The sequence below is a fragment of the Methylobacterium variabile genome, assembly GCF_001043975.1.
GTDB lineage: Bacteria > Pseudomonadota > Alphaproteobacteria > Rhizobiales > Beijerinckiaceae > Methylobacterium > Methylobacterium variabile.
In genome coordinates this window covers 1-24652 of sequence record NZ_LABY01000091.1, presented here as the reverse complement: position 1 = coordinate 24652, position 24652 = coordinate 1, and the positions used below count along the sequence as shown (strand labels likewise).

Here is a 24652-nt window from a genome sequence, read left to right as displayed (position 1 = left end):
CTTCTCAGGGGGTGAGCGGATGGGCGTCGAGCCAGGCTTCGAGCCAGCGGGTATGCACGTCGCCCGCCCGTACCGCCGGATCGGCGAGAAGCGCCCGGTGCAGGGCGGCGGTGGTCGGCAGGCCCTCGACGGCGAGCTCCCCGAGCGCCCGGCCGAGGCGGGCGAGCGCCGCCTCGCGGGTCTCGTCGTGAACGACGAGCTTGGCCAGCAGCGAATCGTAGAAGGGCGGGACCGCGTAGCCGGGATAGAGCATCGTATCGACGCGCACGCCGGGCCCGCCGGGCAGGCTCAGGGCCGTGATCGTGCCGGGCGCCGGCTGGAAGCCGCGAGACGGGTCCTCGGCGTTGATCCTGACCTCGATCGCGTGGCCCCGCGGCCGCACGTCACCTTGCGACAGCCGCAAGGGCTCGCCCCCGGCGATCCGGATCATCTCGCGCACGAGGTCGATCCCGGTGATCATCTCGGTGACGGGGTGCTCCACCTGAATGCGCGTGTTCATCTCGATGAAGAAGAACGCGCCGGTCCCGGCGTCGTACAGGTATTCGAGGGTGCCGGCGCCGCGATAGCCGACGGCCTTCGCCAGCCGCACCGCCGACGTGCACAGCGCCTCGCGGGTCTCCGGCGAGAGGCACGCGGCGGGCGCCTCCTCCCAGACCTTCTGGCGCCGGCGCTGGAGCGAGCATTCGCGCTCGAAGAGATGGATCGCGTCCCGCCCGTCGCCGAGCACCTGCACCTCGACGTGGCGGGCGCGTCCGACGAAGCGCTCGAGGTAGAGGCCGCCGTCGCCGAAGGCGGCCTTGGCCTCGGCCGCCGCCTGCGGGACCAGGGCCGCGAGCTCGTCGGGCCCCCGCGCCACCCGGATGCCGCGCCCGCCGCCGCCGGCCGCCGCCTTGATCATGACGGGGAAGCCGATCGCGGCCGCCGCCGCCCGGGCCTCGTCCAGCCCCTCGATCCGGCCCTCGCTGCCCGGCACGGTCGGCACGCCGGCCTGCGCGGCGACCGACCGCGCGGTCGCCTTGTCGCCCATTTGGCGGATCGTCTCAGGCGTCGGGCCGATGAAGGTCAGGCCCGCCTCCTCGACCAGCCCTGCGAAGTCGGCATTCTCCGACAGGAAGCCGTAGCCCGGATGGACCGCGTCGCAGCCGCTCTCGAGCGCGGCGCGCAGGACCGCCTCCTTGTTCAGGTAGGACTTGCCGGCATGGGCCGGGCCGATCGGCGCGACGGCGTCGGCGAGGCGGGCGGGGAGCATCTCCCGGTCGGCGGCGCTCACCGCCTGGACGGTGGCGATCCCGAGCTCGCGGGCGGCGCGGACGATGCGCAGGGCGATCTCGCCCCGGTTGGCGACGAAGATCCGACGGATCGCCATGTCGCTCAGAACTCGAGGTCGTAGAGCGGCTGGCCGGCCATGACTGCATCCTCGTTCTCGACGTGGAAGGCCCGCAGGGTGCCGGCCTCCTCGGCGAGGACCGGCGTGAAGGTCTTCATCACCTCGATCAGACCGACCGTGTCGCCGACGGCGACCGCGTCGTTCTCGGCCTTGAATGGCGGGTCGCCGGGATTGGCCGCGCGGTAGAAGGTGCCCGGGATCGGGGCCTGGATGGTCTTGAGCGCCATGGTCGTCCTTGCGTCGATGAAGGGTCAGGCCGCGTGCTCCAGCCCCTCCCGGCGGAGGGCCTGGCGCAGGGTGCGGGCGAGGTCGGCCGCCCCCGGCGTGTCGGAATGGATGCAGATGCTCTCGCAGCCGACCGGGACGTCCCGCCCGCCGACCGTCGCCACCACGCCCTCGCGCAGGGCGCGCAGGCAGCGGGCGGTGCCGGCCTCGGCCTCGACTGGCGGGTGCTCGCGGGTGATGATCAGGCTGCCGTCGTCAGCGTAGTCGAGGTCGGCGTAGAACTCCGCCACCATGGTGTGGCCCCGCGCCGGATAGACGCTCTCGTGCAGCGTGCCGCGCATGCCGAGGATCGGCACCCGGAAGATGTCGGCCGCGTCGCAGACGGCTTGAGCGATGTCGGGCTGGCGCGCCGCCATGCCGTAGAGCGAGCCGTGCGGCTTGATGTGGTTGAGGGGCATCCCCTCCGCGTCGAGGAACCCTTTCAGCGCGCCGATCTGGTAGATCAGGCAGTTCGTCAGCTCCTCGCGGCCGATCTTCATCTCGCGCCGGCCGAAGCCCTGGAGATCGGGCAGCGACGGGTGCGCGCCGACCGCGACGCCGGCGGCCTTCGCCATCCGCACCGTCGCCCGCATGTGGTTGAAGTCGGAGCCGTGGAAGCCGCAGGCGACGTTGGCGATGTGGATGTGGGGCATCAGGCCGGCGTCGTCGCCGAGGCGCCAGATGCCGAAGCCCTCGCCCATGTCGCAGTTGATCGAGACCATCGGGATGCCTCCGGCTGGATCGCGGACCGGAGAGTTGCAAGGGTTCGCTCCATTGTAAAATCGGAAATCTGCGTGCCCGTTTTCGAAAAATCCGATACCGTTCGCCCGGTCGGGGACCGGGCATGTCGATCTCTCTCAAGCAGATCCGCTACTTCATCGCGGCGGCGGAATCCGGCCGCATCTCGCAGGCCGCCGTCGAGCTGAACGTGTCACAATCCGCCGTGACGGCGGCGGTGCAGCAACTCGAGACGATCCTCGGCGTGCGCCTGCTCGAGCGTCACGCGGCCGGCGTCGCCCTGACGCGGGAGGGCAACCGCTTCCTGCTCCACGGCCGCAACATCATGGCGGCGGTGGCCGAGGCGGTGCGCGAGCCGCGTGCGGCGGGCGCGGCCGTCACCGGCACGGTCCGGGTCGGGGTGACCTACACGGTGTCGGGCTACTTCCTGCCGCGCCACCACGCCCGCTTCGCCTCGAGCTTCCCGGGCGTGACGGTGAGCCTGTTCGAGGCGCCGCGCGACGTGATCGAGCAGGCGCTGCTCGACGGCGCCCTCGACATCGCGGTCATGCTGGTCTCGAACCTCCAGGCACGCGACGCGCTCGCCTCCGAGACCCTCATCCGCTCGCGGCGCCGGCTGTGGCTGCCCGCCGAGCACCCGCTCCTGCGCCAGGGCCGGGTGGGCCTGAGCGACGTCGCCCGCCACCCCTACATCATGCTCACGGTCGACGAGGCTGGCCACACCGCCGGGCGCTACTGGGCCCTGACCCCGTTCCGCCCCGAGGTGAGCTTCCGGACCTCCTCCGTCGAGTCGGTGCGCAGCATGGTGGCGGCCGGCATGGGCGTCACGATCCTCTCCGACCTCGTCTACCGGCCCTGGTCCCTGGAGGGCCAGCGGCTGGAGCGGCGCCAGGTCGAGGACGACATCCCGACCATGGATGTCGGGCTCGCCTGGCGGGCCGACACGGAGCTCACCCCCGCCGCCAGGACGTTTCGCGAGTTCGTGAACCTCGCCTGTGCGGGGCAGGGCTGAGGCTTCGTCGGAAGCCTGGTTGCCGATGGTGACGGGCGCAAGGCCGAAGATCCGCTTGGATGCGATCCGGTTCCCAATTGCAGCGCCCGTCCGCCATGTTCGATCCCTCCCCTATCTGCCCGCCGGATCCGACACTCGCCCGGGAGCGCGACCTGACGCGCGCCGGCCTCTCCCGCCCTTCAACGCACGCGAGCGCCTCGCTTGCTCCGGCATGGGCCGGAACACCCTGCGGGCACTGGCTTCCGATCTCGGCTACCTCAAGGACTTGGCCCAGGCCGCCACGGGATCTCCCCTCCCCTGGCCGGCGCCCGCGGCGGTGGCGCTGCAGTTCGTCGCCCATCATCTCTGGAACCCGGCCGCGCGGGCGCGACGCGCACCACGGTATGCCGGAGGTCGCTGCGGAGGCTTCTGCGTGCCCGCAGCCTGCCACGGACGAGCGCGAGCGGATCAAGGCGCTCATGTCGTGGCCATGATCTCCGTCATCGACGAGCATCGGGAGGTCTACGGAGGCGAGCCGATCTGCAGGGGGCTGCCGATCGCTCCGTCCGGGCGTCCGGTGCCGCTACCGGGCCAGCGAGTTCTGCGGCGAGGCTCTCGATCGCGCGGCAGACCTCGGCAGGAATGCCAGACCTGACTGCCCGTGCACGCTCTTCCGGCAGGCGCTCGCCGTCACGTGCGGCCACCACCAGGGCCAGCACCAGCGCCCGCGACGTCCGCGCGTCGAAGCTCCGGCCCCGGCGCGCGGCGTCGATCTCGGCGCCGCACATCCCTAGCCCCCGGGCTTCCGCTTCCCGTTCCGGACAAACGGGCCGGTCGCCATTGCCATCGGCCAGGGCGAGCGCGATGGACAGGCGCACGCGCCCGTCCAGGGTGAAGGAGGACATGGCGGCGCTCCGGTCTTGTGAGGACGCTCAGAAGCCGACATGGCTGAGGCCGGGATGGTCGTCTGGCCGGCGCCCGAGCGGCCAGCGGAACCGGCGCTCCGCCTCGCGGATCGGGTGCTCGTTGATGCTCGAGTGCCGGGTGCGCATCAGCCCGTCCCCGGCGAACTCCCAGTTCTCGTTGCCGTAGGCCCGGAACCACTGGCCGCTGTCGTCGTGGTACTCGTAGGCGTAGCGCACCGCGATGCGGTTGCCGGCGAAGGCCCAGAGCTCCTTGATCAGCCGGTAGTCGAGCTCGCGGTTCCACTTGCGGGTCAGGAAGGCCTCGACCGCCTCCCGGCCGGTCAGGAACTCGACGCGGTTTCGCCAGCGGGTGTCGGTCGTGTAGGCCAGGGCGACCTTGGCGGGGTCGCGGCTGTTCCAGCCGTCCTCGGCCAGGCGGACCTTCTCGATCGCGCTCTCCTCGGTGAACGGCGGCAGCGGGGGACGGGTCATCGGCTTCTCCTCGGGTTCGCGGGGTGGTGACAGGCGAAGGCGGGCAGCCGCACCGTCCGCCCCGGGTCGCCGCGATCTCGGCAATCGCATCGGGTCAGAGAGCCAGATGCACGGGCCCGCTGCGCTCGGCCGGGATGGCCGAGCAAATCAGCACCTCGTCGTCCGCGTGAGGCGCCGTGGGCACCTTCGTGTAGGTGACGGCACCTTTCAGGAGCTTCGTCCTGCAGGTGCCGCAGATCCCGGCCCGGCAGCTGTACTCCGGGCTGAGGCCCCGCACCTCGGCGAGGTCCAGCAGCGTCCCCGAGCCCGGCATCCACCGCGCCTCCTTCGCGGAATCCACGAAGGCGACCGGGACCGGCTGCGTCGACGCGGGCGCCAGCTTGGCCGCCTCGACGGCGCCCGGCACGCTCCTGACGAGCGACGAGGGGCCGAACGCCTCGGCGTGGATGCGGTCGTCGGAAACGTTCAGGCCGCGTAAGCCGTCGTAGAGCGCCTGCGTGAAGGCTGGCGGACCGCAGAGATGGAAGTCGTAGTCCCCGAACGGCAGGACGCGGGCGAGAAGCGCCATGTCGATACGCCCGACAGCGTCGTAGTCGACACCTTCCACCGCGATCCCGGGCGCGCTCAGCACCCGCACGACCCTGACCGCGCCTCCGGCCGCGGCGGCGAGCTCGGCCAGCTCCCGGTCGAAAGGCCGTTCCTCCTTGGTTCGGGCGGCCTGGATCAGGGTGGTCGGCCGGATGCCCCGGGTGCGCAGGCCCTCGTAGACGACGTGGCGCAGCATCGCGAGGAGCGGCGTGATGCCGACGCCGCCGGCCAGCAGCACGGCGGGCCGCCTGGCATGCGCATCGATGGTGAAGCCGCCCGCCGGCGCGCGCGCCTCGATCACGTCACCCACGCGCAGCGTGTCGTGCAGGTGGCGCGACACCGCCCCGTCGCGCTTGACGCTGATCCGGTAGACCGCGTCCGAGGGCGCGACCGACAGCGTGTAGGTGCGAAGGACGGGCTTGTCCGCGCCGGGGAGCGTCAGACGGATCGGCAGGTGCTGCCCCGCCTGGTGCGGGATGAGCCCGGACCCGTCCGCCGGCACGAGGTGGAACGAGCGGATCGCGCGGCTCTCGTCGACGATCCGCGTGATCGTGAACGGGCGCCATTGCGTCGCGAGGTCGGCGGCGCGGAGCCGGTCGGCGGCCTCGCGCCAGTCGCCGGTCATCAGGGAGTTGGGTGACCAGCCGTCCTGCCGAAAGGTCCAGCGCAGGGGCAGCGCGCCCCGCCGCCGCACGACCCGGCGCGGCCGGAACGTCCACAGCCGCTCGGCGCCCTGGAAGGCGGCGATCTCGGGCGAGGACAGGACGACCGCGGCATCGCCGGTCATCTGCAGCAGGTCGCCGGTCGCGAAGTCGGCGAAGACGAGGCCGGCCCTGCCGTTCAGCAGGATGTTGCCCAGCGTCGCGAAGAACAGGTTGCCGGCGAAGTCGGGGATCGTGAGCGCGCCGTCCTCCGCGACCCGGACGAAGCCGGCCTTGCCGCCGCGATGCGAGACGTCGACCTGCCGGCGGCCGTCCCTCTCGGCGTAGGAGGCGACGAAGAAGGTGTCGGCGGCCTCGACCGCGGCGCGCGCGTCCGCGTCGAGCCCGGCGCTCGCCTCGACGAGGCCCGCGAAGGGCTCGTGCGGGTCGCGGACGACGGCGACGTCGCGCCGCTGGATGTATTGCGGGCAGTTGCCGAAGCTCTGGTCGACCGCGACGTGCAGGACGCCGCCGGTGGTCGCCCGGATGACGCCATTGACGCGGTTGCGGCGGCGGGTGTGCAGCTCGATCCCGAGGAGCCCGACGGCCTCCCCGTCGCGCATCCCCGCGCTCGCCGGGTCGCTCGGATCGGGCCGCACCGCGAGGTCGAGGGCCGTCGGCGTCGGCGAGGCGATGAAACCGGGACCGCCGGCAACCAGCGTCGCCCAGGCATCGCCCTCCTGGTCGACGCTGCCGGCGACGATGAAGGGGATCTGGGCGTAGAAGGCGCGGTGCTGGTCGGGCATGAAGTCCCGCACCACGCGCCGTCCCACCTCCTCCATGCGGTCGGCCACGCCGACCTGCTCCTGGATGGCCTTCTCGCCCGCGTGCCAGGGCGAGGGCTTCGCGCCTGGGGGCCTCGCCATCGTCACATCGTCGCTCATGGTGCTCTCCCGTCCGGTTCGGTCGGGCGCGCCTCCTGGCGCGCCCGGACCCGCGGTCATGCGGCGGCCGTGAGGCCGGCCGACGTCCGGGCGAAGGGGAGGAAGCCCGGCAGGGCCTCGATCCGGCGCAGATACGCGGTGACGCCGGCATAGCCGGAGAGGTCGACGTTGCCCTCGGGCGCGCGCGCCAGGTAGCTGTAGAGCGCGACGTCCGCGATGGTCGGGCGCTCGCCGACCAGCCAGTCCCAGCCGGTCAGATGCGCCTCCAGGCGGCCGAGCAGGACGTGCGCCCGGCCGATCACCTCCTCCGGGTTGAACCTGGCGCCGAACACGGTGACGAGGCGCGCAGCCGCCGGTCCGTAGGCGAGTTCGCCGGCCGCGACCGACAGCCAGCGCTGCACGGCGGCCTCGCCCCTGGCATCGTGCGGCAGCCAGTCGGTGCGCCCGAGCTTGCGGGCGACGTAGACGAGGATGGCGTTCGAGTCGGCGACGACGGTGCCGTCGTCGTCGAGCACCGGCACCTGGCCGAAGGGGTTGAGGGCGAGGAATTCGGGCGTCTTGTGCGCGCCGGCCTTCAGGTCGACCTCGATGGCCTCGTGGGGCACGCCGAGCAGGGAGAGGAACAGGCGGGCCCGGTGCGCGTGGCCCGAGAGCGGATGGTGGTAGAGCTTCATGATCGTGATCCCTGACTTGGTGGCCGGGCGATGTCCCGAACCGCAGGGACAAGGTGCTCCGGTCGGGTTACGGCGAGAATGCTCGCTCTCGTCAGTTCATTGTTGTCGCGAGCGGAACAATCAGGAGCGATGGGGACCGGCCGTCACGCGGCGGTGGGTGCCCGGCCCCCCCAGGACCGCTACGCCTGAGCCTTCGCGGCCAGGAAGCCGGCTTGGTTGTTGCCGGCGAAGGGCAGGTGGTCGCCCATCAGCGTGGCATGCGCCTCGCCGGCGGCGGACTGCCAATGCGCAAGGAGCTCCGCGCCGATCGCGACCCGGTTGATCGGCACGATGCCGGCCTGGACCATCCGGGTGATGGCCGCATCCTCGACGCGCTTGCTCCAGGTGCCCGAGGCGTTCGACAGCCACCCGATCTGCCACTCTGCGTCCCTGGATGCAGGACGCCGCTGACGCGGCCGGCGCCTCGGGAGGACATCCGCTACCGCGGCGGAGGGCCTCAACGGCCGAGGCCCTCGATCATCAGGTCGGTGAGGGTCTGCACCTTGCGCGACGGGTGCTGTCCCGGCGGGCGCACGACGAACATGCCGATGGAGGGAAGCGCGTAGTGCGGCATGACGACTTGCCTCCGGCACCGAACGTCCAGGTCTCCGGGCCGATCATCACGGCGGGGTGCCCGGGTACGTCCTCCGGCGTCTCGGGGGTGCCGTGCGCGGCGACGTAGTCCGGGCTCGCGAACAGCCGCACGGAGAAGGACCCGATGCGGCGCGCGACGAGGATCGAGTCCGGCAGGTAGCCGACCCGGATGGCGCAATCGAAGCCTTCCGTGACGAGGGCCACGTAGCGATCGCCGTAGCGGCTGGGATTGCCCCGGATCGGTGGACACCCAGAGCGCTTTCGCGTGAGGTGTGTTTGCCATGCCGAGAACCCGTCCCCCGTACCCGGCGGAGTTCCGCCGCCAGATGGCCGAGTTGGTCCGCGCCGGGCGCGATCCGACCGATCTCGCCCGCGAGTTCGCGCCGTCGGCCCAGGCCATCCGCAGCGGGGTGGCCGAGGCCAACCAGCAGGATCCACTCCCGGCCTGAGGCCCGCATGGCCCTCTTCCGCTACGTCGAGGGCTTCGACAACCCGGTGCGGCGCCACTCCGCCCTGGGCTACCGCTCACCCCTCGTCTACGAACAGGAGCATCGCCCAAAACCTGCGACCGGGACCCTGCTCAGCCAAGCCCCATAACCGTCCACGGAAACAGGGCAATCCCAATCCCCAGTCCGGCATGCTCCCGTTCCTGCCGCCACATCACCCTCGCCGCATTGCGCCAGATCAACGCCGCCCGCTCGTAATCCGGCGAGGCTTCGCGTGCAGCCGGAACGGGGACAGCGTGCCGTACCCTCCCGTGGCGACGCACTGGGCCGCTCCGCGCAAAGCCGCCGCGCCCGCGAAATCCCGCGGTGGGCTGCCCCGTGAGGCCGGACCTCCTCGGATGTCCGGTCTTGAAGATCCACGACGGAGATGGTCGATGCGCGCGACGGGGTGCCGGCGGTGGGGAGCGGGATCCGGGGGCGAGCCCTGGGCCCCCGGGCACCGCGCCGGCCATCGCCTCGACCTCCCTCGCGCCCGAGGCCTGCCTCGAAGTCGGGGCCGGCCTCACGTGCCGCCCAGGCCCATGCCCCGCTTCCGAGAGGTCATGCGAGGCCGGCCAGCACCGCCCGGCGCACCAGGTCCTGAATGTTCGTCGCGTGCGTCTTCGCCATCAGCTTCGCCCGGTAGATCTCCACGGTGCGCGGGCTGATGTCGAGCGCACGGCCGATCTCCTTGCTGGTGGCGCCTCCGACCAGGCGGTCCAGGACCTGCCGCTCGCGCTCGCTGAGGGTCTCGACCCGCCGCAGGAAGTCCTGCACCGCGGGATCGGCCGCCTCCGCCGGACGGCCGGGCGCCAGCGCGGAGCGCAACGCCCGCAGGAGCACCTCGTCGTCGAACGGCTTCTCGACGAAGTCGCAGGCCCCGCGCTTCATCGCCTCGACGGCGAGCGGGACGTCGCCGTGGCCCGTCATCACCACCGCGGGCAGCCTGTGTCCGACCTCTCGCAGGCGGCGGATGAGGTCGAGCCCGTCGATGCCCGGCATGCAGATGTCGGTCAGGACGCAGCCCGCGGCCGCTCTCGGGAGCCGGTCGAGCAGGTCGGTCCCGGTCTCGTAGAGCCGCACCGCGAAACCGGCGGTGTCGAGCAGGAAGGCGAGCGAGTCCCGCATCGCGGGATCGTCGTCCACCACGTGCACCAGCTCAGCCGCCATGGGCCGGCTCCTCGTCCTGCGTCGCCGGCAGGGTCAGCCGGAAGGTCGCGCCGCCGGACCCGTTGCGCTCGACCTCCAGGCGCCCGCCATGCGCCTCGCTGATGGTGCGGCAGATCGAGAGACCGACGCCCATGCCGCCCGGCTTGGTGGTGACGAAGGGCTGGAACAACCGCTCCGCCACTTCCGCTGCGATCCCGGGCCCGGTGTCCGAGACCGCGATCTCGACCATGTCGGGTGCGACGAGCCGCGCGTCGATGCCGAGGCCGCGGCGCGGGCCGTGCATCATGGCCTCGCGGGCGTTGCGGATCAGGTTCACCAGGATCTGCTGGACCTGGACGCGATCGACCAGGACGGAGCCGACCCGCTTGTCCAGGGCGAGGCGCAGGGCGATGCCCTGCTCGCGGGACCCGACCATGGCCAGGGCGCAGGCGTCCTCGATCAGCCGCGCAACCGGCTCGACGCGCTTCTCGGTCTCCCCGCGGGCGACGAAATCGCGCAGCCGGCGGATGATCTGGCCGGCCCGCAGCGCCTGCTCGGCCACTTTGTCGAGGACCTCCACCGCCGTGGCGACGGTGTCGGTGTCGGGGTGGGCGAGGAGGCGGCGGCAGCCCTTGGTGTAGTTGGTGATGGCGCCGAGCGGCTGATTCAGCTCGTGGGCCAGGGTGGAAGCCATCTCGCCCATCGCGCTCAGGCGCGAGACGTGGACCAGCTCGGACTGGAGCTCCTGCAGGCGGGCATGGATCCGCTGGTGCTCGTCGATGCTGACGATGGTCCCGCGGTACCGGCAGGCCCGGCCGCTCGCGGCGAGGTGGACCCGCCCGCGCGACCGCAGCCAGCACACCTCCCCGTCCGGCCGCACGACGCGGTGATCGAACTCGTAGGCGCCACCCGCCCTCAGGGTGCGCTGGATCGCGTCCTCCCAGCCGCGGCGATCATCCGGATGCACCAGGGCCTGGATCTCGGCGAAGGTCGACAACCGGTCGAGCGGGACGCCGAACAGGCGGGCGCAGGCCGGCGACGCGGTGACCTGGCCCTCCGCGACATCCAGCGACCAGGTGCAGACGCCGACCTCGTCGAGGGTCTGCCGAAGCTCGCCAGCGGTCAGCACGCCGTCACCGCCTGGATCCGTGCCGGGTGCGGTCATCGGGCGGCTCACCGTCTCAGCACAGAGGGGAAATCCCCGAACCAGGACCATCGGTCATCATTGCCGCAGATTTTCCACCTCGATATTATGAATTGATAAAAATGTCTTCTCGATTTCGACCCGCTCCACTCAAGCATCCTGTTCCGGCCGCGTCCGGCCGATCAATCGGCGAGCGCGATCACCGCCCGCGAATGTTCGGTGGTTTCGTCGTGCCGTCGAACGGACTCGCCGGAAGGCACAAGGAGCGCCGGCGCGGAAGCCCGTGACCCCGGCCGGATGCTCTGCCGCCGACAGGTCGATGGCGAGGCGCTGCGCCATGATCCGAGGTGCGCCGTCACGATGGCGCGACGCGCACGACGGGGCCGTCCCCTCGATCCTTCGGCGGCGCGCCGGCGAGGCGACCCGCGCTCCGGCGGGCCTGCCGGCCCGTGGTCGATCCGCCGCGCAGTGTCTCCGACGGCGCGGCCCCACGGCTTCCTGCGGGTTGTCGAACATCTCGCGAGGCAGGCCGGAACGGGTGCAGGCGGCCAATGCGCCGAGCGGGCTGATGGCCCGCTCGGGCCGGGCAGGCTTTCGCCGTCGCGACCTGCCTCAATGTGCCATCAGGAGCGGGACCGGGCAGGAGCGCAGCATGTCCTGCGTCACCCCGCCGAGCACCATCTCGCGCAGGAGCGAGTGGACGAAGGCGCCCATCACGATCATGTCGGCTTGCGCCTCCGTCGCGTGCCGGCGCAACGCGCCGGCGACGTCCCCGTCCGCGGCCGGAAGATCCGTGACGGTCACCGCCACGCCGTGATGCGCCAGGCACGGGGCCGCCTCCGCCCCCGGGACCGAGTGCGACAGGTCCTTCTCGCCGACGACCGAGACGATCTCGACGTGCTCGGCCTGCCGGAGGAACGGCAGCGCGTCGTGCATGGCGCGGGCGGCCTGGGCGCTGCCGTCCCAGGCGATGAGGACGCGGCGCGCGGTGAAGCTCTCGCAGCCGGGCGGGACGACGATCAGCGGGCGACCGCTCTCGAAGAGCAGGGTCTCGATCAGGCCGCGGTCGCTCGTCAGCATGCGCGGCTCCGCGTCGATCACGACGACGTCGTGGAGCCGCGCCTGCCGGGAGAAGCTCGCGAGCAGGCGGTCGTACGGCAGGTGCTCCGTCTCGGTGGTGCACAGGATCCCGGCGGCCGCAGCGTCGCTCCGGGCCCGCTCGGCGGCGGCCTGGGCCAGGCTCCGCAGCCGCTGGTTCTCGGCAGCGACGACCATGCCGACGAAGCGGCTGATCCAGGCATTCGGCACGACGAGCCGCACCGAGATCGCCTGGACCGTCACCCGCGCCTGCGACCGCTCGGCCAGCGACAGGCCGTAGGCGAGCGCGCTCGAAGGGGTCTCGTCGTCGAGACGCTTCGTCAGCGCGATGAGGATGTTGCGCAGAGTCTCGATCATGGCTGCCCCGCAATGTCCGGTGCCGGAAGTCTAGCAGCTTGGTGCACGTCCACGTTGCGCTGGATCAACGACACCCTGCCCGATCGGGCGTGCGGTCGGACCGGGCGCCAAGGCCGATCGCGGCCGACCGACGAGGACACCCGATGAGCGAGCAGATGATGACGGCCGCGACCCGAGGGAGCCGCGGCGAGCCCGGCGGCGGCGCGCTCGCGGCCGAGCGCCTGCCCCCGGACGAGGTCCTGGCCGCCCTGGGCGTCGATGCCGCCTCCGGGCTACCCTCGGCCGAGGTGCGCGCCCGGGTCGGGCGCTGGGGCCCGAACGCGCTGCGGTCTCTGCCGCCGGTTCCGGCCTGGCGCAAGCTGCTGGCACAATTCGCCGACCCCCTGGTCCTGCTGCTCGTCGCGGCCGCCGTCGTCTCGGCCGGGGTCTGGCTCCGGGAGGAGCTTCACGAGGGCAGGTCCGGTCTGCCCTTCGAGGCCCTCGCCATCCTGGCCATCGTGCTCCTCAACGCCGCGATGGGCTACGTCCAGGAGGCGCGGGCCGAGCAGGCCATCGCGGCCCTCCGGCGGATGTCGGCCGCCCGGGCCCGCGTCATCCGCGACGGGACCCGCCTGGAGGTCCCGGCCACGGATCTGGTGCCGGGCGACATCATCCGGCTCGAGGAGGGCGACGCGATCCCGGCCGACGCGCGGCTGATCGAGGCGAGCGCCCTTCGGACGACCGAAGCTGCCCTGACGGGCGAGAGCGTTCCGGTCCCGAAGGACACGGCGCCCCTCGCCGGCGGCACGGATGCGGCGGCAGGCTTGGCCGGGCGCCGCAACATGGTGTTCAGCGGCACCGCGGTGAGCACCGGGCGGGGTCTGGCCGTCGTGACGGCGACTGGGATGCGAACCGAGCTCGGGCGCATCGCCGGCATGCTGGAGCAGACGACGGACGAGACCACGCCGCTTCAGGCCGCGCTCGCCCGGCTTGGCCGGCGCCTCGGGATCGCGGTCGTCGCGATCGCCGCCGCGATGACGACGACCCTGGTGCTCGTCGAGGAGGTCAGGACCGTGCCGGCCCTGCTCGATGTGCTGATCCTGGCGGTGGCGCTCGCGGTCGCGGCGGTGCCGGAGGGCCTGCCGGCGATCGTGACCGCGGCCCTCTCCCTCGGCGTGCTGCGCATGGCCCGCAGGCGCGCGATCGTGCGCCGCCTCGCGGCGGTGGAGACCCTGGGCTCGGCCGACGTGATCGCGTCCGACAAGACCGGCACGCTCACCCGCAACGAGATGACGGTCCGGACGGTCGTGACCGCGAGCGGACGCGTCGCGCTCGACCGGGCCGACGGCGCGCCGGCCGGCTCCGACCAGGACGAGCGGCTCCGGTCCGAGGTGGACGAGGCGCTCCTCGCGGGCTTCCTGGCCAACGACGCCGTCCTGCAGCCGCACGAGGGCGGCTGGACCGTCCAGGGCGACCCGACCGAGGGCGCCCTGCTCGTCGCCGCGCGGGACGCCGGGCTCGACGCCGAGACCGTCGGCCGCCGCTTCGTGCGCGTCGCCGAGATCCCGTTCTCGTCCGAGCGCCGGCGGATGAGCACGGTCCACCGCGAGGCGGGAGAGGACGGCCGGCGGCTCGTCGCCATGAAGGGCGCGCCGGACGTCGTGCTGTCGCGCTGCTCGCGCGAGCGCGTCGGCCGGCAGGACCGGCCGCTCATGCCGGAGCGCCGCCACGCGATCCTCGCCGCGACCGCGGCGCTCGCCGGCGCCGGCCTGCGCACCCTGGGCCTCGCCCAGCGGCGGATGCCGGAGGATGCGCCGCCGGACGGCTGCGTCGAGCAGGATCTCGTCTTCCTCGGCCTCGTCGGCATGAGCGATCCGCCCCGCCCGGAAGCGCGCGAGGCCGTCGCCCGCGCCAGGGCGGCCGGCATCCGGCCGGTCATGATCACGGGCGACGACCCGCGCACCGCCGCGGCGATCGCGGCCGAGCTCGGCATCCTGGGCGACGGGTCCGCCGTCACGGGTGCGCAGCTCGCCGCGATGTCGCCGGAGGAGCTCGACGAGGCCGTGCGCACCGTCTCCGTCTACGCGCGGGTCGATCCCGCGGACAAGCTGCGGATCGTGCGAGCGCTGCAACGCAACGGCCTGGTCGTCGCCATGACGGGCGATGGCGTGAACGACGCACCCGCCCTGAAGGCCGCCGATATCGGGATCGCCATGGGGCTGACCGGCACGGACGTGTCCCGGGAGGCGGCCGACATCGTCCTTGCCGACGACAACTTCGCCACCATCGTGGCGGCCGTCGAGGAGGGCCGGGCGATCTTCTCCAACATCCGCAAGTTCCTGCGCTACTTGCTGTCGTCGAACCTCGGCGAGGTGGCGACGGTGGCCTTCGGCGTCGTGCTGGCCCCCGTCCTCGGCTTGTCCCTGGGCACCGGGGAGGTGGTGCTGCCGCTGCTGGCGACGCAGATCCTGTGGATCAACTTCGTCTCCGATGGCGCGCCGGCCCTCGCCCTCGCGGTCGATCCGGTGGACCCGGCCGTGATGACGCGGCCCCCGCGCCCCAGGGACGAGGGCGTGCTGACCGGCTCGATGTGGTGGAGCATCGGCTTCGTCGGCGTCGTGACCGCGTCGAGCAGCCTGTTCGTGCTCGATGCCTGCCTGCCCGGCGGGCTCGTCGCGGGCACCGGCACGCTGCGCTACGCGCAGACGATGACCTTCACGACCCTCGTCCTGTCCCAGCTCTACAACGTGCTCAACGCGCGCTCCGCCGATGCGAGCGCGTTCGACGGCCTGTTCCGGAACCGCTGGCTCTGGGGCGCGATCCTCCTGTCCCTCCTGCTCCAGGTCGCCGTCGTCTACACGCCCATCCTTCAGCAGGGCTTCTCGACGGTGAGCCTGAGCGCCGGCGACTGGCTGTTCTGCGGAGCCGCCGCCAGCGCCGTCCCGGTTCTCGAGGAGCTGAGAAAGGCGGTGGTCCGCGCGATGCGGCGCGGCGCTCCGGGATGCTGAGAACGGCCGGGCGACGACGGCGCTCGGATCGAGCGGTCCGACGCATCGATCTCACCGCCCGGCCGGCTGCCCCAGATTGGGTGCGGTCCGGCTCGCCGACGCGCAGCACGCGGCCGAACCCATGGACCAGCGGCACGGCATGATCCTGCCGCGCGGACGCACCGAGCCGTTGTCGCCAGGGTTCTCTGTCGAGGGGGGTGCCGGTCGCGGACCCGCCCCGAAGCCCGCTCCCGACATGCCTCCCGATGTTTGCGCCGGCCCCGGGCGGGGGCGCCGCGTCGACGCGGTTCCTCCCTCCGGCCCGGGCCCGTGACGGCGCAGCCACAGCCTGCGACATCTCGTTCGGGATGAGGGAACCCAAATACACGTACCAGGTATTCCTACGCGGAAGCGGGTCCCGGACGCCGCTCGGGGACCGAGGTGCGAGACCGCAGGCGGAATGGCGCAGATCTTTCGTCCCGGCGCGGATACCCTGGCGCGCGTGACCCTCGCGGGCATCGCCGTCGTTCCGGTCCTCGCGGTCGGGCTGGCCACCACCCTGTGGCGCTCGCCCTACGCCACCGCCCAGGACGTGACCCGCGAGCAGCCGGTGCCGTTCAGCCATGAGCACCATGTCGGCGGGCTGGGGATCGACTGCCGCTACTGCCACACCTCGGTCGAGAAGGCCGCCTTCGCGGGCATTCCGCCGACGGAGACCTGCATGAGCTGCCATTCGCAGATCTGGACCAACGCGCCGATGCTGGCGCCGGTGCGCTCGAGCCTGGCCGAGGGCCGGCCGCTGGTCTGGCGGCGGGTCCACGCCCTGCCGGACTACGTCTATTTCAACCACTCGGTGCACGTCGCCAAGGGCGTCGGCTGCTCGACCTGCCACGGGGCGATCCAGACCATGAAGCTGGTGCGGCAGGTCGCTCCCTTGACCATGGGCTGGTGCCTCGACTGCCACCGCAACCCGGCCCCGAACCTTCGGCCGCGCGAGGCGGTGTTCGACATGACCTGGACGCCGCCGGAGGACCAGGCGGAGCAGGGCGCCCGCCTCGCCGCCGCCTACCACGTCAAGTCCCCGGCACGGCTCGGCGAGTGCTCGATATGCCACCGCTGACGGGCCTCCACCGCCGCGAGGCCCTGCGGCTCCTCGGCGCCGGCATCGCGCTCGCCGCCGGCGGGTGCTCCCGGCCCGACGAGGAGATCCTTCCCTACGTGCGCCAGCCCGAGCAGCTCCTGCCCGGGGTGCCGGCACGCTACGCCACGGCGCTTCCCCTCTCCGGCTGGGCCCGGGGCATCCACGCCATCGCGGTCGACGGCCGGCCGATCAAGATCGAGGGCAACCCGCTCCATCCCGGCAGCCGCGGCGCCACGGACGTCTTCCTCGAAGCCGCAATCCTCGACCTCTACGATCCCGACCGCTCCCGCGCGCCGAGCGAGCGCGTCGCCGGCATCGCCTCCTGGGAGGCGTTCGGCAAGGCCTATGCCCGGCCGCTCTCCGAGGCGCGGGCGCGAGGAGGCGCCGGCTTCCGGCTGCTCACCGGCCGCGTCACCTCGCCGACGCTGCTGCGCCAGATCGCGGCCCTGCGGGAGGCGATGCCGGACGCCGCCTGGCACGTCCACGAGCCGCTCGACGAGGCGAACGCCCGGGCCGGCGCCGCCCTGGCCTTCGGGCGCCGCTTGCGCGCCCTGCCGCTTCTGGACCGGGCCGAGGTCGTGGTCTGCCTCGAGGCCGACCCCCTCGGGCCGGGGCCGGACCAGATCCGCCTGTCCTCCGCCCTGATGGAGCGCCGGCGCGACCCGGCCCGGTTCGGCCGGCTCTACGCCGCCGAGGGCCTGCCGACCCTCACCGGCATCAAGGCCGATGCGCGCCGCGCCGTGCCGCCGCCGGTGACGGCCGCCCTCCTCGTCCATCTCGCCAACGGCTTCGGCGCCGGCCTGCCCGCGCCCGCCCTGCCCGAGCCCGAGCGGCGCTTCGCCGAGCAGATCCTGACCGACCTGCGGGCGCATCGGGAGCGCGCGGTGGTGCTCGTCGGCGAGGCCCTGGAGCCCGCCTTCCACGCCCTCGCACACTGGCTCAACGCCCGCCTCGCCGCGCCGGTCGCGTGGATCGCGCCGCCGGATTCGCCGCCGGGCCACGAGCCGGGAGACATCGCGGACCTCGCCCGCGACATCGCGGCCGGCGAGGTGTCCTGCCTCGCGATCCTCGGCACGAACCCGGTCCAGACCGCCCCGGCCGGTCTCGGCTTCTCCGAGCTGCTGCGGCGGGTGGGGTTCAGCGTCCAGATCGGCACCCACGCCGACGAGACCGCGGGGGCGACGCACTGGCACCTGCCGCTCGCCCATGACCTCGAATCCTGGTCGGACCTGCGGGCGACGGACGGCACCGCGAGCCTGGTCCAGCCCCTGGTGCGCCCGCTCTACGGCGGCCGCTCGGTCCACGAGATCCTGAACCTGCTCACCGGCGCCGAGGCGCGGCGCGGCTACGACATCGTCCGGGAAACCTGGCAGGATCACCCCCGCCCGGCCGGGGGCGACTTCGAGGGTTGGTGGCGCCGCTGCCTGCATGACGGCACGATCCCGGGCAGCGCCGCCGCACCCGTCGCCCTGCCCGAGCCCGCCCTGCCGACGCTGCCGCCCGCGCCCGCGCCCTGCGATCTCACCCTCACCCTCACCCCCGATCCGGCCCTGTGGGACGGGCGCTGCGCCAACAACGCCTGGCTGCAGGAATGCCCGCACCCGGTGACGAAGCAGGTCTGGGGCAACGCCCTCCTCCTCTCGCACGGCGAGGCGGCGCGACGCGGCGTGCGGGACGGCCAGACCGTGAGCCTGACCGTGCGCGGCTCCTCGCTGATCGCCCCGGTGGCGGTCGTGTCGGGCGTCGCCGACGGGGTGGCGGGGCTGAGCCTCGGCCACGGCCGGGCCCGGGCCGGGCAGATCGGCAACGGCATCGGGGTCGACGGCTATCGCCTCATGCAGGCCGGCGCGGCGCGGGTGATCCGCGACGTGAGCCTCACGGCCCTGGACGGGACGCGCGAGATCCTGCGGACCCAGGCCTACACCCAGATCGAGGGCGAGACGGACAAGCTGTTTCCGCGCATCGACCTCGCGGCGCTCGCCTCGGCCGAGCCGAAGGGCGACGGCTCGGACCAGCCCACGCTCCTCGAGCCCTGGACCGGCGACGCCGACGGCCACGCCTGGGGCATGGTGATCGACACCATGGCCTGCATCGGCTGCAACGCCTGCGTGATCGCCTGCCAGTCCGAGAACAACGTGCCGGTGGTCGGGCCGGAGGAGATCGCCCGCGGCCGGATGATGCACTGGCTGCGCGTCGACATCTACGACGCAGGGAAACCGGAGCGGATCGAGGCCGGGTTCCAGCCGGTGCCGTGCATGCATTGCGAGCACGCGCCCTGTGAGCCGGTCTGCCCGGTGGCGGCCTCGGTCCATGACGGCGAGGGGCTGAACCTGCAGGTCTACAACCGCTGCGTCGGCACCCGCTTCTGCGAGGCCAACTGCCCCTACAAGGTGCGCCGCTTCAACTTCTTCGGCTACGCCGACGGGCAGGAATACGCCAGCCTCGGCGCCGAGCCGGTGCGGGCGCAGCGCAACCCCAACGTCACGGTCCGGGCCCGGGGCGTGATGGAGAAGTGCACCTACTGCGTCCAGCGCATCGCCAACGAGCGCCAGGCCGCCGAGCGCGACGGGCGCCCGATGGGCGCAGTCGCCACCGCCTGCCAGTCCGCCTGCCCGACGCGGGCGATCCGCTTCGGCGACCTCAACGCGCCGGGAAGCCCGGTCGCGGCGCAACGCGCGGATCCGCGCCACTACGCCCTCATGGCGGAGCTGAACACGCGGCCCCGCACCACCTACCTCGCCGAGCTGCGCAATCCGTTGCGGGAGGACCGGACGTGAGCGGGCAGCCCCACCCGCTGATCGACGCCGAGCGCCTCGGCTACGGAGCGATCTCGGCGGCCATCGCCGATCCGATCCAGCGCACCGGCTTCGGCCGCGCCTGGGCGATCGCGCTCCTGTGCACCCTGCCGCTCGTCCTGCTGACGCTCGGCGCCATCGGGGCGGTGCTCACGGTCGGCATCGGGCTGTCGGGGGTGAACACCACCGTGGTCTGGGGCTTCTCGATCGCGAACTACGTCTGGTGGATCGGCATCGGCAATGCCGGCACGCTGATCTCCTCGATGCTGCTGCTGACGCGCCAGCGCTGGCGCGCCTCGATCAACCGCTTCGCCGAGGCGATGACCCTGTTCGCCGCGGCCATCGCCGGGCTGTTTCCAATCATCCATCTCGGCCGGCCGCTCTACGCCTACTGGCTCGCGCCCTACCCGAACACCATGGATCTGTGGCCGCAATGGCGCTCGGCCCTGGTCTGGGACTTCTGGGCGATCCTGAGCTACCTGCTGTTCTCCGCCCTGTTCTGGTTCACCGGCCTGCTGCCGGACCTCGCCACGATGCGCGACCGCGCGCGGACGCGGGCCGGCCGGGTGATCTACGGGGCGCTCGCGCTCGGCTGGCGCAACTCCGCCCGGCACTGGCGCGCCTACGAGACCTACCACCTGACCATGGCGGCGCTCGCCGTGCCCCTCGTCTGCTCGGTCCACTCGATCGTCGGGCTCGACTTCGCCGCGAGCCTGATGCCCGGCTGGCAGGAGAGCATCTTCCCGCCCTACTTCGTCGTCGGCGCGATGTTCTCGGGCTTCGCCATGGTGGTGGTGCTGGCGATCCTGATCCGCTGGGGCCTGAACCTCCAGGCGATGATCACGCCGGCCCACTTCGACGCCATGGCGAAGGTGATGCTGTTTGCCAGCATCGTCATGGCGTTCTCCTACGCCACCGAGTGGTTCACGGCCTGGTACGGCGGCGAGCACGCCGACCGCACGGTGATCGGCTACTTCTTCACCGGCGACTACGCGCCGCTCTACGGCCTGCTGCTGTTCTGCAACTGCCTCGCGCCCCAGGCGCTCTGGTGGCGCCGGGTACGGCGGAACCTGTGGTGGCTCGCCGGGATCTCGATCCTGATCAACATCGGCATGTGGCTCGAGCGGATCCTGATCGTCTGGAACACGCTCTCGCACGGCCACGCCGTCACGCTCTGGCGGACCTACCACACCAGCCTGTACGACCTCGCGATCCTGGTGGGACCGCTCGGTCTGTTCGCCTTCCTGTTCCTGGTGCTGGCGCGCCTGCTGCCGATCGTCTCGATGCACGAGGTCCGGCAGCTGGCGCGGGACGAGGGGGCGGCGTGATGGGTGACGGATGCCGTGAGCGCCACCGCCAACCCACCCCCCGCAGAGGGGGGAGGGTTGGCGGCGGCCGGTGCGCCTTTTCCCGGGAGGTGCGCCCGTGACCACGCCCCTCCTCGCCGAGTTCGAGACCCCCGACGCCCTCGTCACGGCCTACCGCCGAGCGAAGAGCGAGGGCCACCGCGCCATCGACGCCTTCACGCCGTTCCCGCTCGAAGAGCTCGCGGACGCCTTCGACCCCGCCCCGCGCTGGATCCGGCCCGCCATGGCGCTCGCCGGATTCGGCGCGGCGGCCGGGATGTACGCCCTGCAATGGTGGAGCGCCGTCCACGACTACCCGCTGAATTCCGGCGGCCGGCCGCTGCACAGCTGGCAGGTCTTCCTCCTGGTGCCGTTCGAGGTCGGGGTGCTGGCGGCCGCCATCGCCGGGTTCGCAGGCCTCCTCGTCACCTGCGGGCTGCCGCGGCTGCACCACCCGCTGTTCGTGATGCCGCAATTCGAGCGGGCGAGCCAGGACCGCTTCCTGCTCCTCGTCGCCCCGAAAGGCGAGCCGGCCGCCTTGCGCCGGCTCCTCGAGGAGGCCGGCGCCGGCCTGGTGGCGGAGACGCATCCGTGACCCGCCGGCTCCTGCTCCTCGCGATGCTGCTGCTGACCGCCTGCGACGACCTCTCGATGGCGCAGCAGAAGCGCTACGACGTCTATCGCCGCGCCGACCTCTGGGCCGACGGGGCCGAGGCCCGCCATCCACCGGACGGGACGCTGCAGCAGGGCGCGCTCGCCGACGAGGCGGCACTGACCGATCCGCCCCCCGTCGACGCCGCCCTGCTGCAGCGCGGGCGCGAGCGCTACGAGGCGATCTGCACGCCCTGCCACGGGCTCACCGGCCACGGCGACGGCATGATCGTCGCCCGCGGCTTTCCGAAGCCCCCCTCCTACCACGAGGACCGCCTGCGGGCCGCGCCTGCCCGCTACTTCGTCGACGTCATCACCAACGGCTACGGCACGATGTATCGGTACGCCAACCGGGTGGAGCCGCGGGACCGCTGGGCGATCGCCGCCTATATCCGCGCCCTCCAGCTCTCCCAGGGCGCCCGCGTCGCCGAGGTGCCGGGGCTGGCGGAGAGGATCCCGGCCGACACAGCACCGGGAGGCCGCCCGTGACCGAGGCCCTCGCCCGCGGCTGGCTCCTCGCCTGGATCGCCTTCGGCGCCGCGCCCGCCGGCAGCCTGGTGCTGCTGCTCATCCACCGCATCACCGGCGGGCGCTGGGGCGAGGCGCTGGCGCCGGTCCTGCGCCCGGCCGCCGCGCTCCTGCCGCTCGTCGCCCTCGGCTTCCTCGGCGTGGCGCCGGCGCTGCCGGCGCTCTACCCGTGGGCCGCGGATCCGGGCGCGGTGAAGCCGGACGTCGCGGCCCTCTACCTCAACGCAGGCTCGTTCGCCGCCCGCGGGGCGGTCGCGCTCCTCGGCTGGTCGGTGCTGGCCTGGCTGGTCCTCTCGGGGCGCTGCTCCCGGCTCGTCGCCGGCCTCGGCCTCGCCTTCTACGGCCTGACCATCAGCCTCGTGCCGGTGGACTGGATCCTCTCGCTGGAGCCCCGCTTCACCTCCTCGGCCTTCGGCGCCGGGTTCGCCCTGCACCAATTGCTCGCCGCGCTCGCGCTCGCCGCCGTCGCGAGCCCGCGCGGGCTTGATCGGACGACCGCCCCCGACCTCGCCAACCTCCTCCTCGCGACGCTCCTCGGCGTGCTCTATATCGGCCTGATGTCCTACGTGGTCGCCTGGTACGGCGACCTGCCGCCGAAGGCCGCCTACTACCTGCGGCGCGAGGCGGTCCCCTACCCGGCCCTGGTCGGGGCGGCCATCGCCGCGGGCGGGATCGTCCCGTTCCTGCTCCTGCTCCTCGGGGCGGTGCGCCGCAGCCCCGGGGCCCTGCGGCTCGTCGGCCTCCTGGTCTTCGTCGGGCTCGTCCTGCGCTTCTGCTGGCTGGTCCTGCCCGCCTGGGGGCCGGGCGCCGGCGGAGCGGCGGTCGCCGCCGGCCTGTGGCTCGTCGCCCTCGTCGTCGTCGCGCTCCTCGCCCTGCGCCTCGCCGGTCGGTTCGGACGGAGGCTCGGCCATGCCTGAGACATCCGCCTCCGTGCGCGACGACGCGGTCGGCCATGCCGAGGGGCCGCCGGAGGCGCCCGACATCCGCGTGAAGCCGGTGCTGCTCACCGGCCTGTTCATCGTGGTCTTCGTCGCCGTGACCCTCGCGGCCCTGCGCGTCTACCGCGACACGGTGATCACCAGCCCGAACACCGAGCCGGCCCGCACCTTCGCCGGCCCCGCCCTGCAGCGCGACCCGCAAGGTGACCTGGCGCGGCTCGTCGCCAACCAGCGCCGGCGCCTCGACAGCTACGGCTGGGTCGACCAGGCGCACGGCATCGCCCGCATGCCGGTGGCGGACGCGATGCGGCGCCTCGCGGAGCGCGGGGCGGAGGCCTACGCCGCCCCGCTCCAGCCGGAGCGCGTGCCGCCGCTCGGCAGCCGCGGCGCCGCCGCGAGCCCCCTGCTGCCGCCCGGCAGCGTCGCTGCCTCGCCCAACGAGGCGGCCTCGCCGAAGGAGGTGCGCTGATGTTCGGGCGCCTAATGCCGGAGACGGCCTCCGTCCAGGCGGTGCTGACCGACCGGATCTTCCTCGGCCTCACCATCGCCTCGGCCCTGATCCTCGCCCTGGTGGTCGGGCTGATCCTGGTCTTCGCGATCCGCTTCCGGCGCGGCTCGCGGGTCGACCGCCACCCCCTGCCGGACATCGTCTCGCGCGAGTTCGAGATCGGCTGGACCGCCGCGACGATCTTCCTGTTCGTGTTCGTGTTCTGGTGGGCGGCCTCGGCCCAGATCGGCGCCTACTCGGCGCCGCCGAACGCCATCGAGATCCACGTCGTCGCCAAGCAGTGGATGTGGAAGGCGCAGGCCTCGAACGGCGCCCGCGAGATCAACGAACTGCACGTGCCGGTGAACGCGCCGGTCAAGCTCATCATGACCTCGCAGGACGTGATCCACTCGTTCTTCGTGCCGGCCTTCCGGCTCAAGCGCGACGTGCTGCCCGACCAGCAGACGGAGGCCTGGTTCCAGGCGACCAAGACCGGCACCTTCCACCTGCTCTGCACCGAGTATTGCGGCACCGACCACGCCCGGATGCTCGGCCGGGTCATCGTGATGGAGCCCGAGGCATATGCGCGCTGGCTCTCGGCGCAACCGGAGGGCGACGACCTCGCCCACCAGGGTGAGCGGCTGTTCTCCGAGCGCGGCTGCGCCGGCTGCCACGCGCCGGGATCACGGGTGCACGCGCCGAGCCTCGCCGGAATCTGGGAGCGCCCGGTCCCCCTCGAGGGCGACCGCTTCGCCACCGCCGACGCAGGCTACATCCGCGACTCGATCCTCCAGCCTGGCCGCGACGTGGTGGCGGGCTACGCCCCCGTCATGCCGAGCTATGCCGGCCTCCTCGACGACGGCGAGATCCAGGCGATCACCGCCTATATCCGCGCGCTCGGCTCCGAGCCGGGGGTGGTGCGCGAACTCGGGACCCCGGAGGTCCGCTCGAACGTCCCCGGCGACGTGCGGGCGCGCAGCCCCGCGATGGTGCCGGGCGCCCCGGTGCTCGACGTGCCCGCGCCGCCGGAACCGGGGTCGCGGCCATGAGCGCCGCCGCTGCCGGGCAGGCGCCCCGCCCCTCCCTCGACCCTGCCCAAGAAAGCGCGGGTTTCTCCTCTCCCCGCGGGCGGGGAGAGGGCCGTGCTCCTGTTCAGGGAGCACGGCGAGCAGCGAACCGCAGGTTCGCCGCGAGGGTGAGGGGGTGGTGCCGAAGGCGCCGCTTCCGGAGAAGCCCCCTCACCGTCGGCTGCCGCCTCGTCTCGCCCCCGACGAGGGGGGCTCGACCCTCTCCCCGCCCGCGGGGAGAGG

22 protein-coding genes, 2 pseudogenes and 1 other annotated feature are annotated in these 24652 nt (G+C 72.8%); of the genes and pseudogenes, 12 read left to right on the top strand and 12 right to left on the bottom strand.

Annotated features, from left to right (window positions below; translation table 11 throughout):
• Positions 1–4: 4 nt before the first annotated feature.
• The 3 genes from VQ02_RS14350 to pxpA are packed head-to-tail and all read right to left on the bottom strand — an operon-like array spanning position 5 to position 2373.
• Positions 5–1366: an acetyl-CoA carboxylase biotin carboxylase subunit gene (locus VQ02_RS14350; protein WP_048444879.1), complete on the bottom strand. Its 1362-nt coding sequence runs from the start codon at positions 1364–1366 to the stop codon at positions 5–7.
• Positions 1367–1371: 5 nt separating this feature from the next.
• On the bottom strand, positions 1372–1614 hold the full coding sequence (locus VQ02_RS14345) for an acetyl-CoA carboxylase (protein ID WP_048444878.1): 243 nt from the start codon (positions 1612–1614) through the stop codon (positions 1372–1374).
• Between the two features lie 24 nt (positions 1615–1638).
• Complete coding sequence (gene pxpA / locus VQ02_RS14340) at positions 1639–2373, bottom strand: 5-oxoprolinase subunit PxpA (RefSeq protein WP_048444877.1); 735 nt, start codon at positions 2371–2373, stop codon at positions 1639–1641.
• 122 nt (positions 2374–2495) lie between these two features.
• Here pxpA and VQ02_RS14335 point away from each other — a divergent pair, with 122 nt between their 5' ends.
• A complete protein-coding gene (locus VQ02_RS14335; RefSeq protein ID WP_048444876.1) occupies positions 2496–3401 on the top strand; it encodes a LysR family transcriptional regulator in 906 nt (301 codons plus the stop codon).
• A gap of 420 nt (positions 3402–3821) precedes the next feature.
• Positions 3822–3945: a sequence feature (AL1L pseudoknot), on the top strand.
• On the opposite strand, the gene VQ02_RS38185 is transcribed toward VQ02_RS14335, so the two are convergent.
• From VQ02_RS38185 to VQ02_RS39145, 6 genes and pseudogenes are all read right to left on the bottom strand, one after another.
• Positions 3881–4285: a hypothetical protein gene (locus VQ02_RS38185; protein WP_167350740.1), complete on the bottom strand. Its 405-nt coding sequence runs from the start codon at positions 4283–4285 to the stop codon at positions 3881–3883. (Overlaps the previous feature by 65 nt.)
• A gap of 27 nt (positions 4286–4312) precedes the next feature.
• The gene (locus VQ02_RS14330; protein WP_048444875.1) at positions 4313–4777 is read right to left on the bottom strand and encodes a nuclear transport factor 2 family protein; all 465 of its coding nucleotides are present in this window, start codon (positions 4775–4777) and stop codon (positions 4313–4315) included.
• 94 nt (positions 4778–4871) lie between these two features.
• On the bottom strand, positions 4872–6950 hold the full coding sequence (locus tag VQ02_RS14325; RefSeq protein WP_048444874.1) for a 2Fe-2S iron-sulfur cluster-binding protein: 2079 nt from the start codon (positions 6948–6950) through the stop codon (positions 4872–4874).
• A 56-nt stretch (positions 6951–7006) separates the two neighbouring features.
• Positions 7007–7624 (bottom strand): glutathione S-transferase family protein, encoded by a 618-nt coding sequence (locus tag VQ02_RS14320; protein WP_048444873.1) that lies wholly within the window; start codon positions 7622–7624, stop codon positions 7007–7009.
• 179 nt (positions 7625–7803) lie between these two features.
• Positions 7804–7971 (bottom strand): hypothetical protein, encoded by a 168-nt coding sequence (locus tag VQ02_RS37085; protein ID WP_157080623.1) that lies wholly within the window; start codon positions 7969–7971, stop codon positions 7804–7806.
• Between the two features lie 298 nt (positions 7972–8269).
• Positions 8270–8461 (bottom strand): annotated as a pseudogene (locus VQ02_RS39145) (LysR substrate-binding domain-containing protein); the annotation flags it as partial.
• Between the two features lie 77 nt (positions 8462–8538).
• Here VQ02_RS39145 and VQ02_RS38180 point away from each other — a divergent pair.
• Positions 8539–8688 (top strand): annotated as a pseudogene (locus VQ02_RS38180) (transposase); the annotation flags it as partial.
• A gap of 25 nt (positions 8689–8713) precedes the next feature.
• Positions 8714–8854: a hypothetical protein gene (locus VQ02_RS38175; RefSeq protein ID WP_167350741.1), complete on the top strand. Its 141-nt coding sequence runs from the start codon at positions 8714–8716 to the stop codon at positions 8852–8854.
• 449 nt (positions 8855–9303) lie between these two features.
• Here VQ02_RS38175 and fixJ read toward each other — a convergent pair whose 3' ends face one another.
• The 3 genes from fixJ to VQ02_RS14285 form a co-directional block, all read right to left on the bottom strand.
• Positions 9304–9912 carry a response regulator FixJ gene (fixJ, locus tag VQ02_RS14295; protein ID WP_048444872.1) on the bottom strand — a complete coding sequence of 203 codons (609 nt, stop codon included), beginning with the start codon at positions 9910–9912 and terminating at the stop codon, positions 9304–9306.
• Positions 9902–11056 carry a sensor histidine kinase gene (locus VQ02_RS14290; RefSeq protein WP_048444871.1) on the bottom strand — a complete coding sequence of 385 codons (1155 nt, stop codon included), beginning with the start codon at positions 11054–11056 and terminating at the stop codon, positions 9902–9904. The genes fixJ and VQ02_RS14290 overlap by 11 nt, the downstream gene beginning before the upstream one ends.
• A 591-nt stretch (positions 11057–11647) precedes the next feature.
• Positions 11648–12490, bottom strand: a complete 843-nt coding sequence (locus VQ02_RS14285) for a universal stress protein (protein ID WP_048444870.1) — start codon at positions 12488–12490, stop codon at positions 11648–11650.
• 158 nt (positions 12491–12648) lie between these two features.
• On the opposite strand from VQ02_RS14285, the gene VQ02_RS14280 reads away from it, so the two are divergent.
• The 9 genes from VQ02_RS14280 (at position 12649) to coxB (ending at position 24391) form a co-directional block, all read left to right on the top strand.
• Positions 12649–15477 carry a cation-translocating P-type ATPase gene (locus VQ02_RS14280; protein WP_048444885.1) on the top strand — a complete coding sequence of 943 codons (2829 nt, stop codon included), beginning with the start codon at positions 12649–12651 and terminating at the stop codon, positions 15475–15477.
• 439 nt (positions 15478–15916) lie between these two features.
• Positions 15917–16576, top strand: a complete 660-nt coding sequence (locus VQ02_RS14275; RefSeq protein ID WP_048444869.1) for a cytochrome c3 family protein — start codon at positions 15917–15919, stop codon at positions 16574–16576.
• Positions 16564–19374 carry a 4Fe-4S dicluster domain-containing protein gene (locus VQ02_RS14270; RefSeq protein ID WP_048444868.1) on the top strand — a complete coding sequence of 937 codons (2811 nt, stop codon included), beginning with the start codon at positions 16564–16566 and terminating at the stop codon, positions 19372–19374. Before VQ02_RS14275 ends, VQ02_RS14270 begins: the two co-directional genes overlap by 13 nt.
• Entirely contained in the window at positions 19371–20720 is a 1350-nt protein-coding gene (gene nrfD, locus VQ02_RS14265) for an NrfD/PsrC family molybdoenzyme membrane anchor subunit (protein WP_048444867.1), read from the top strand. The genes VQ02_RS14270 and nrfD overlap by 4 nt, the downstream gene beginning before the upstream one ends.
• 97 nt (positions 20721–20817) lie before the next feature.
• Entirely contained in the window at positions 20818–21333 is a 516-nt protein-coding gene (locus VQ02_RS14260) for a DUF3341 domain-containing protein (RefSeq protein ID WP_048444866.1), read from the top strand.
• The gene (locus VQ02_RS14255) at positions 21330–21878 is read left to right on the top strand and encodes a c-type cytochrome (RefSeq protein ID WP_048444865.1); all 549 of its coding nucleotides are present in this window, start codon (positions 21330–21332) and stop codon (positions 21876–21878) included. The genes VQ02_RS14260 and VQ02_RS14255 overlap by 4 nt, the downstream gene beginning before the upstream one ends.
• Positions 21875–22834 (top strand): hypothetical protein, encoded by a 960-nt coding sequence (locus VQ02_RS14250; protein ID WP_048444864.1) that lies wholly within the window; start codon positions 21875–21877, stop codon positions 22832–22834. Before VQ02_RS14255 ends, VQ02_RS14250 begins: the two co-directional genes overlap by 4 nt.
• Positions 22827–23324 carry a hypothetical protein gene (locus VQ02_RS14245; protein ID WP_048444863.1) on the top strand — a complete coding sequence of 166 codons (498 nt, stop codon included), beginning with the start codon at positions 22827–22829 and terminating at the stop codon, positions 23322–23324. The genes VQ02_RS14250 and VQ02_RS14245 overlap by 8 nt, the downstream gene beginning before the upstream one ends.
• Entirely contained in the window at positions 23324–24391 is a 1068-nt protein-coding gene (gene coxB, locus VQ02_RS14240; protein WP_048444862.1) for a cytochrome c oxidase subunit II, read from the top strand. The genes VQ02_RS14245 and coxB overlap by 1 nt, the downstream gene beginning before the upstream one ends.
• The last annotated feature ends 261 nt before the right edge of the window (positions 24392–24652 follow it).

Excerpts from the sequence above, each read along its gene's own strand:
- VQ02_RS14350 (WP_048444879.1), bottom strand. The coding sequence starts at position 1,366 with ATGGCGATCCGTCGGATCTTCGTCGCCAACCGGGGCGAGATCGCCCTG.
- VQ02_RS14345 (WP_048444878.1), bottom strand. The coding sequence starts at position 1,614 with ATGGCGCTCAAGACCATCCAGGCCCCGATCCCGGGCACCTTCTACCGC.
- pxpA (WP_048444877.1), bottom strand. The coding sequence starts at position 2,373 with ATGGTCTCGATCAACTGCGACATGGGCGAGGGCTTCGGCATCTGGCGC.
- VQ02_RS14335 (WP_048444876.1), top strand. The coding sequence starts at position 2,496 with ATGTCGATCTCTCTCAAGCAGATCCGCTACTTCATCGCGGCGGCGGAA.
- VQ02_RS38185 (WP_167350740.1), bottom strand. The coding sequence starts at position 4,285 with ATGTCCTCCTTCACCCTGGACGGGCGCGTGCGCCTGTCCATCGCGCTC.
- VQ02_RS14330 (WP_048444875.1), bottom strand. The coding sequence starts at position 4,777 with ATGACCCGTCCCCCGCTGCCGCCGTTCACCGAGGAGAGCGCGATCGAG.
- VQ02_RS14325 (WP_048444874.1), bottom strand. The coding sequence starts at position 6,950 with ATGAGCGACGATGTGACGATGGCGAGGCCCCCAGGCGCGAAGCCCTCG.
- VQ02_RS14320 (WP_048444873.1), bottom strand. The coding sequence starts at position 7,624 with ATGAAGCTCTACCACCATCCGCTCTCGGGCCACGCGCACCGGGCCCGC.
- VQ02_RS37085 (WP_157080623.1), bottom strand. The coding sequence starts at position 7,971 with ATGGTCCAGGCCGGCATCGTGCCGATCAACCGGGTCGCGATCGGCGCG.
- VQ02_RS38175 (WP_167350741.1), top strand. The coding sequence starts at position 8,714 with ATGGCCCTCTTCCGCTACGTCGAGGGCTTCGACAACCCGGTGCGGCGC.
- fixJ (WP_048444872.1), bottom strand. The coding sequence starts at position 9,912 with ATGGCGGCTGAGCTGGTGCACGTGGTGGACGACGATCCCGCGATGCGG.
- VQ02_RS14290 (WP_048444871.1), bottom strand. The coding sequence starts at position 11,056 with ATGACCGCACCCGGCACGGATCCAGGCGGTGACGGCGTGCTGACCGCT.
- VQ02_RS14285 (WP_048444870.1), bottom strand. The coding sequence starts at position 12,490 with ATGATCGAGACTCTGCGCAACATCCTCATCGCGCTGACGAAGCGTCTC.
- VQ02_RS14280 (WP_048444885.1), top strand. The coding sequence starts at position 12,649 with ATGACGGCCGCGACCCGAGGGAGCCGCGGCGAGCCCGGCGGCGGCGCG.
- VQ02_RS14275 (WP_048444869.1), top strand. The coding sequence starts at position 15,917 with ATGGCGCAGATCTTTCGTCCCGGCGCGGATACCCTGGCGCGCGTGACC.
- VQ02_RS14270 (WP_048444868.1), top strand. The coding sequence starts at position 16,564 with ATGCCACCGCTGACGGGCCTCCACCGCCGCGAGGCCCTGCGGCTCCTC.
- VQ02_RS14245 (WP_048444863.1), top strand. The coding sequence starts at position 22,827 with ATGCCTGAGACATCCGCCTCCGTGCGCGACGACGCGGTCGGCCATGCC.
- coxB (WP_048444862.1), top strand. The coding sequence starts at position 23,324 with ATGTTCGGGCGCCTAATGCCGGAGACGGCCTCCGTCCAGGCGGTGCTG.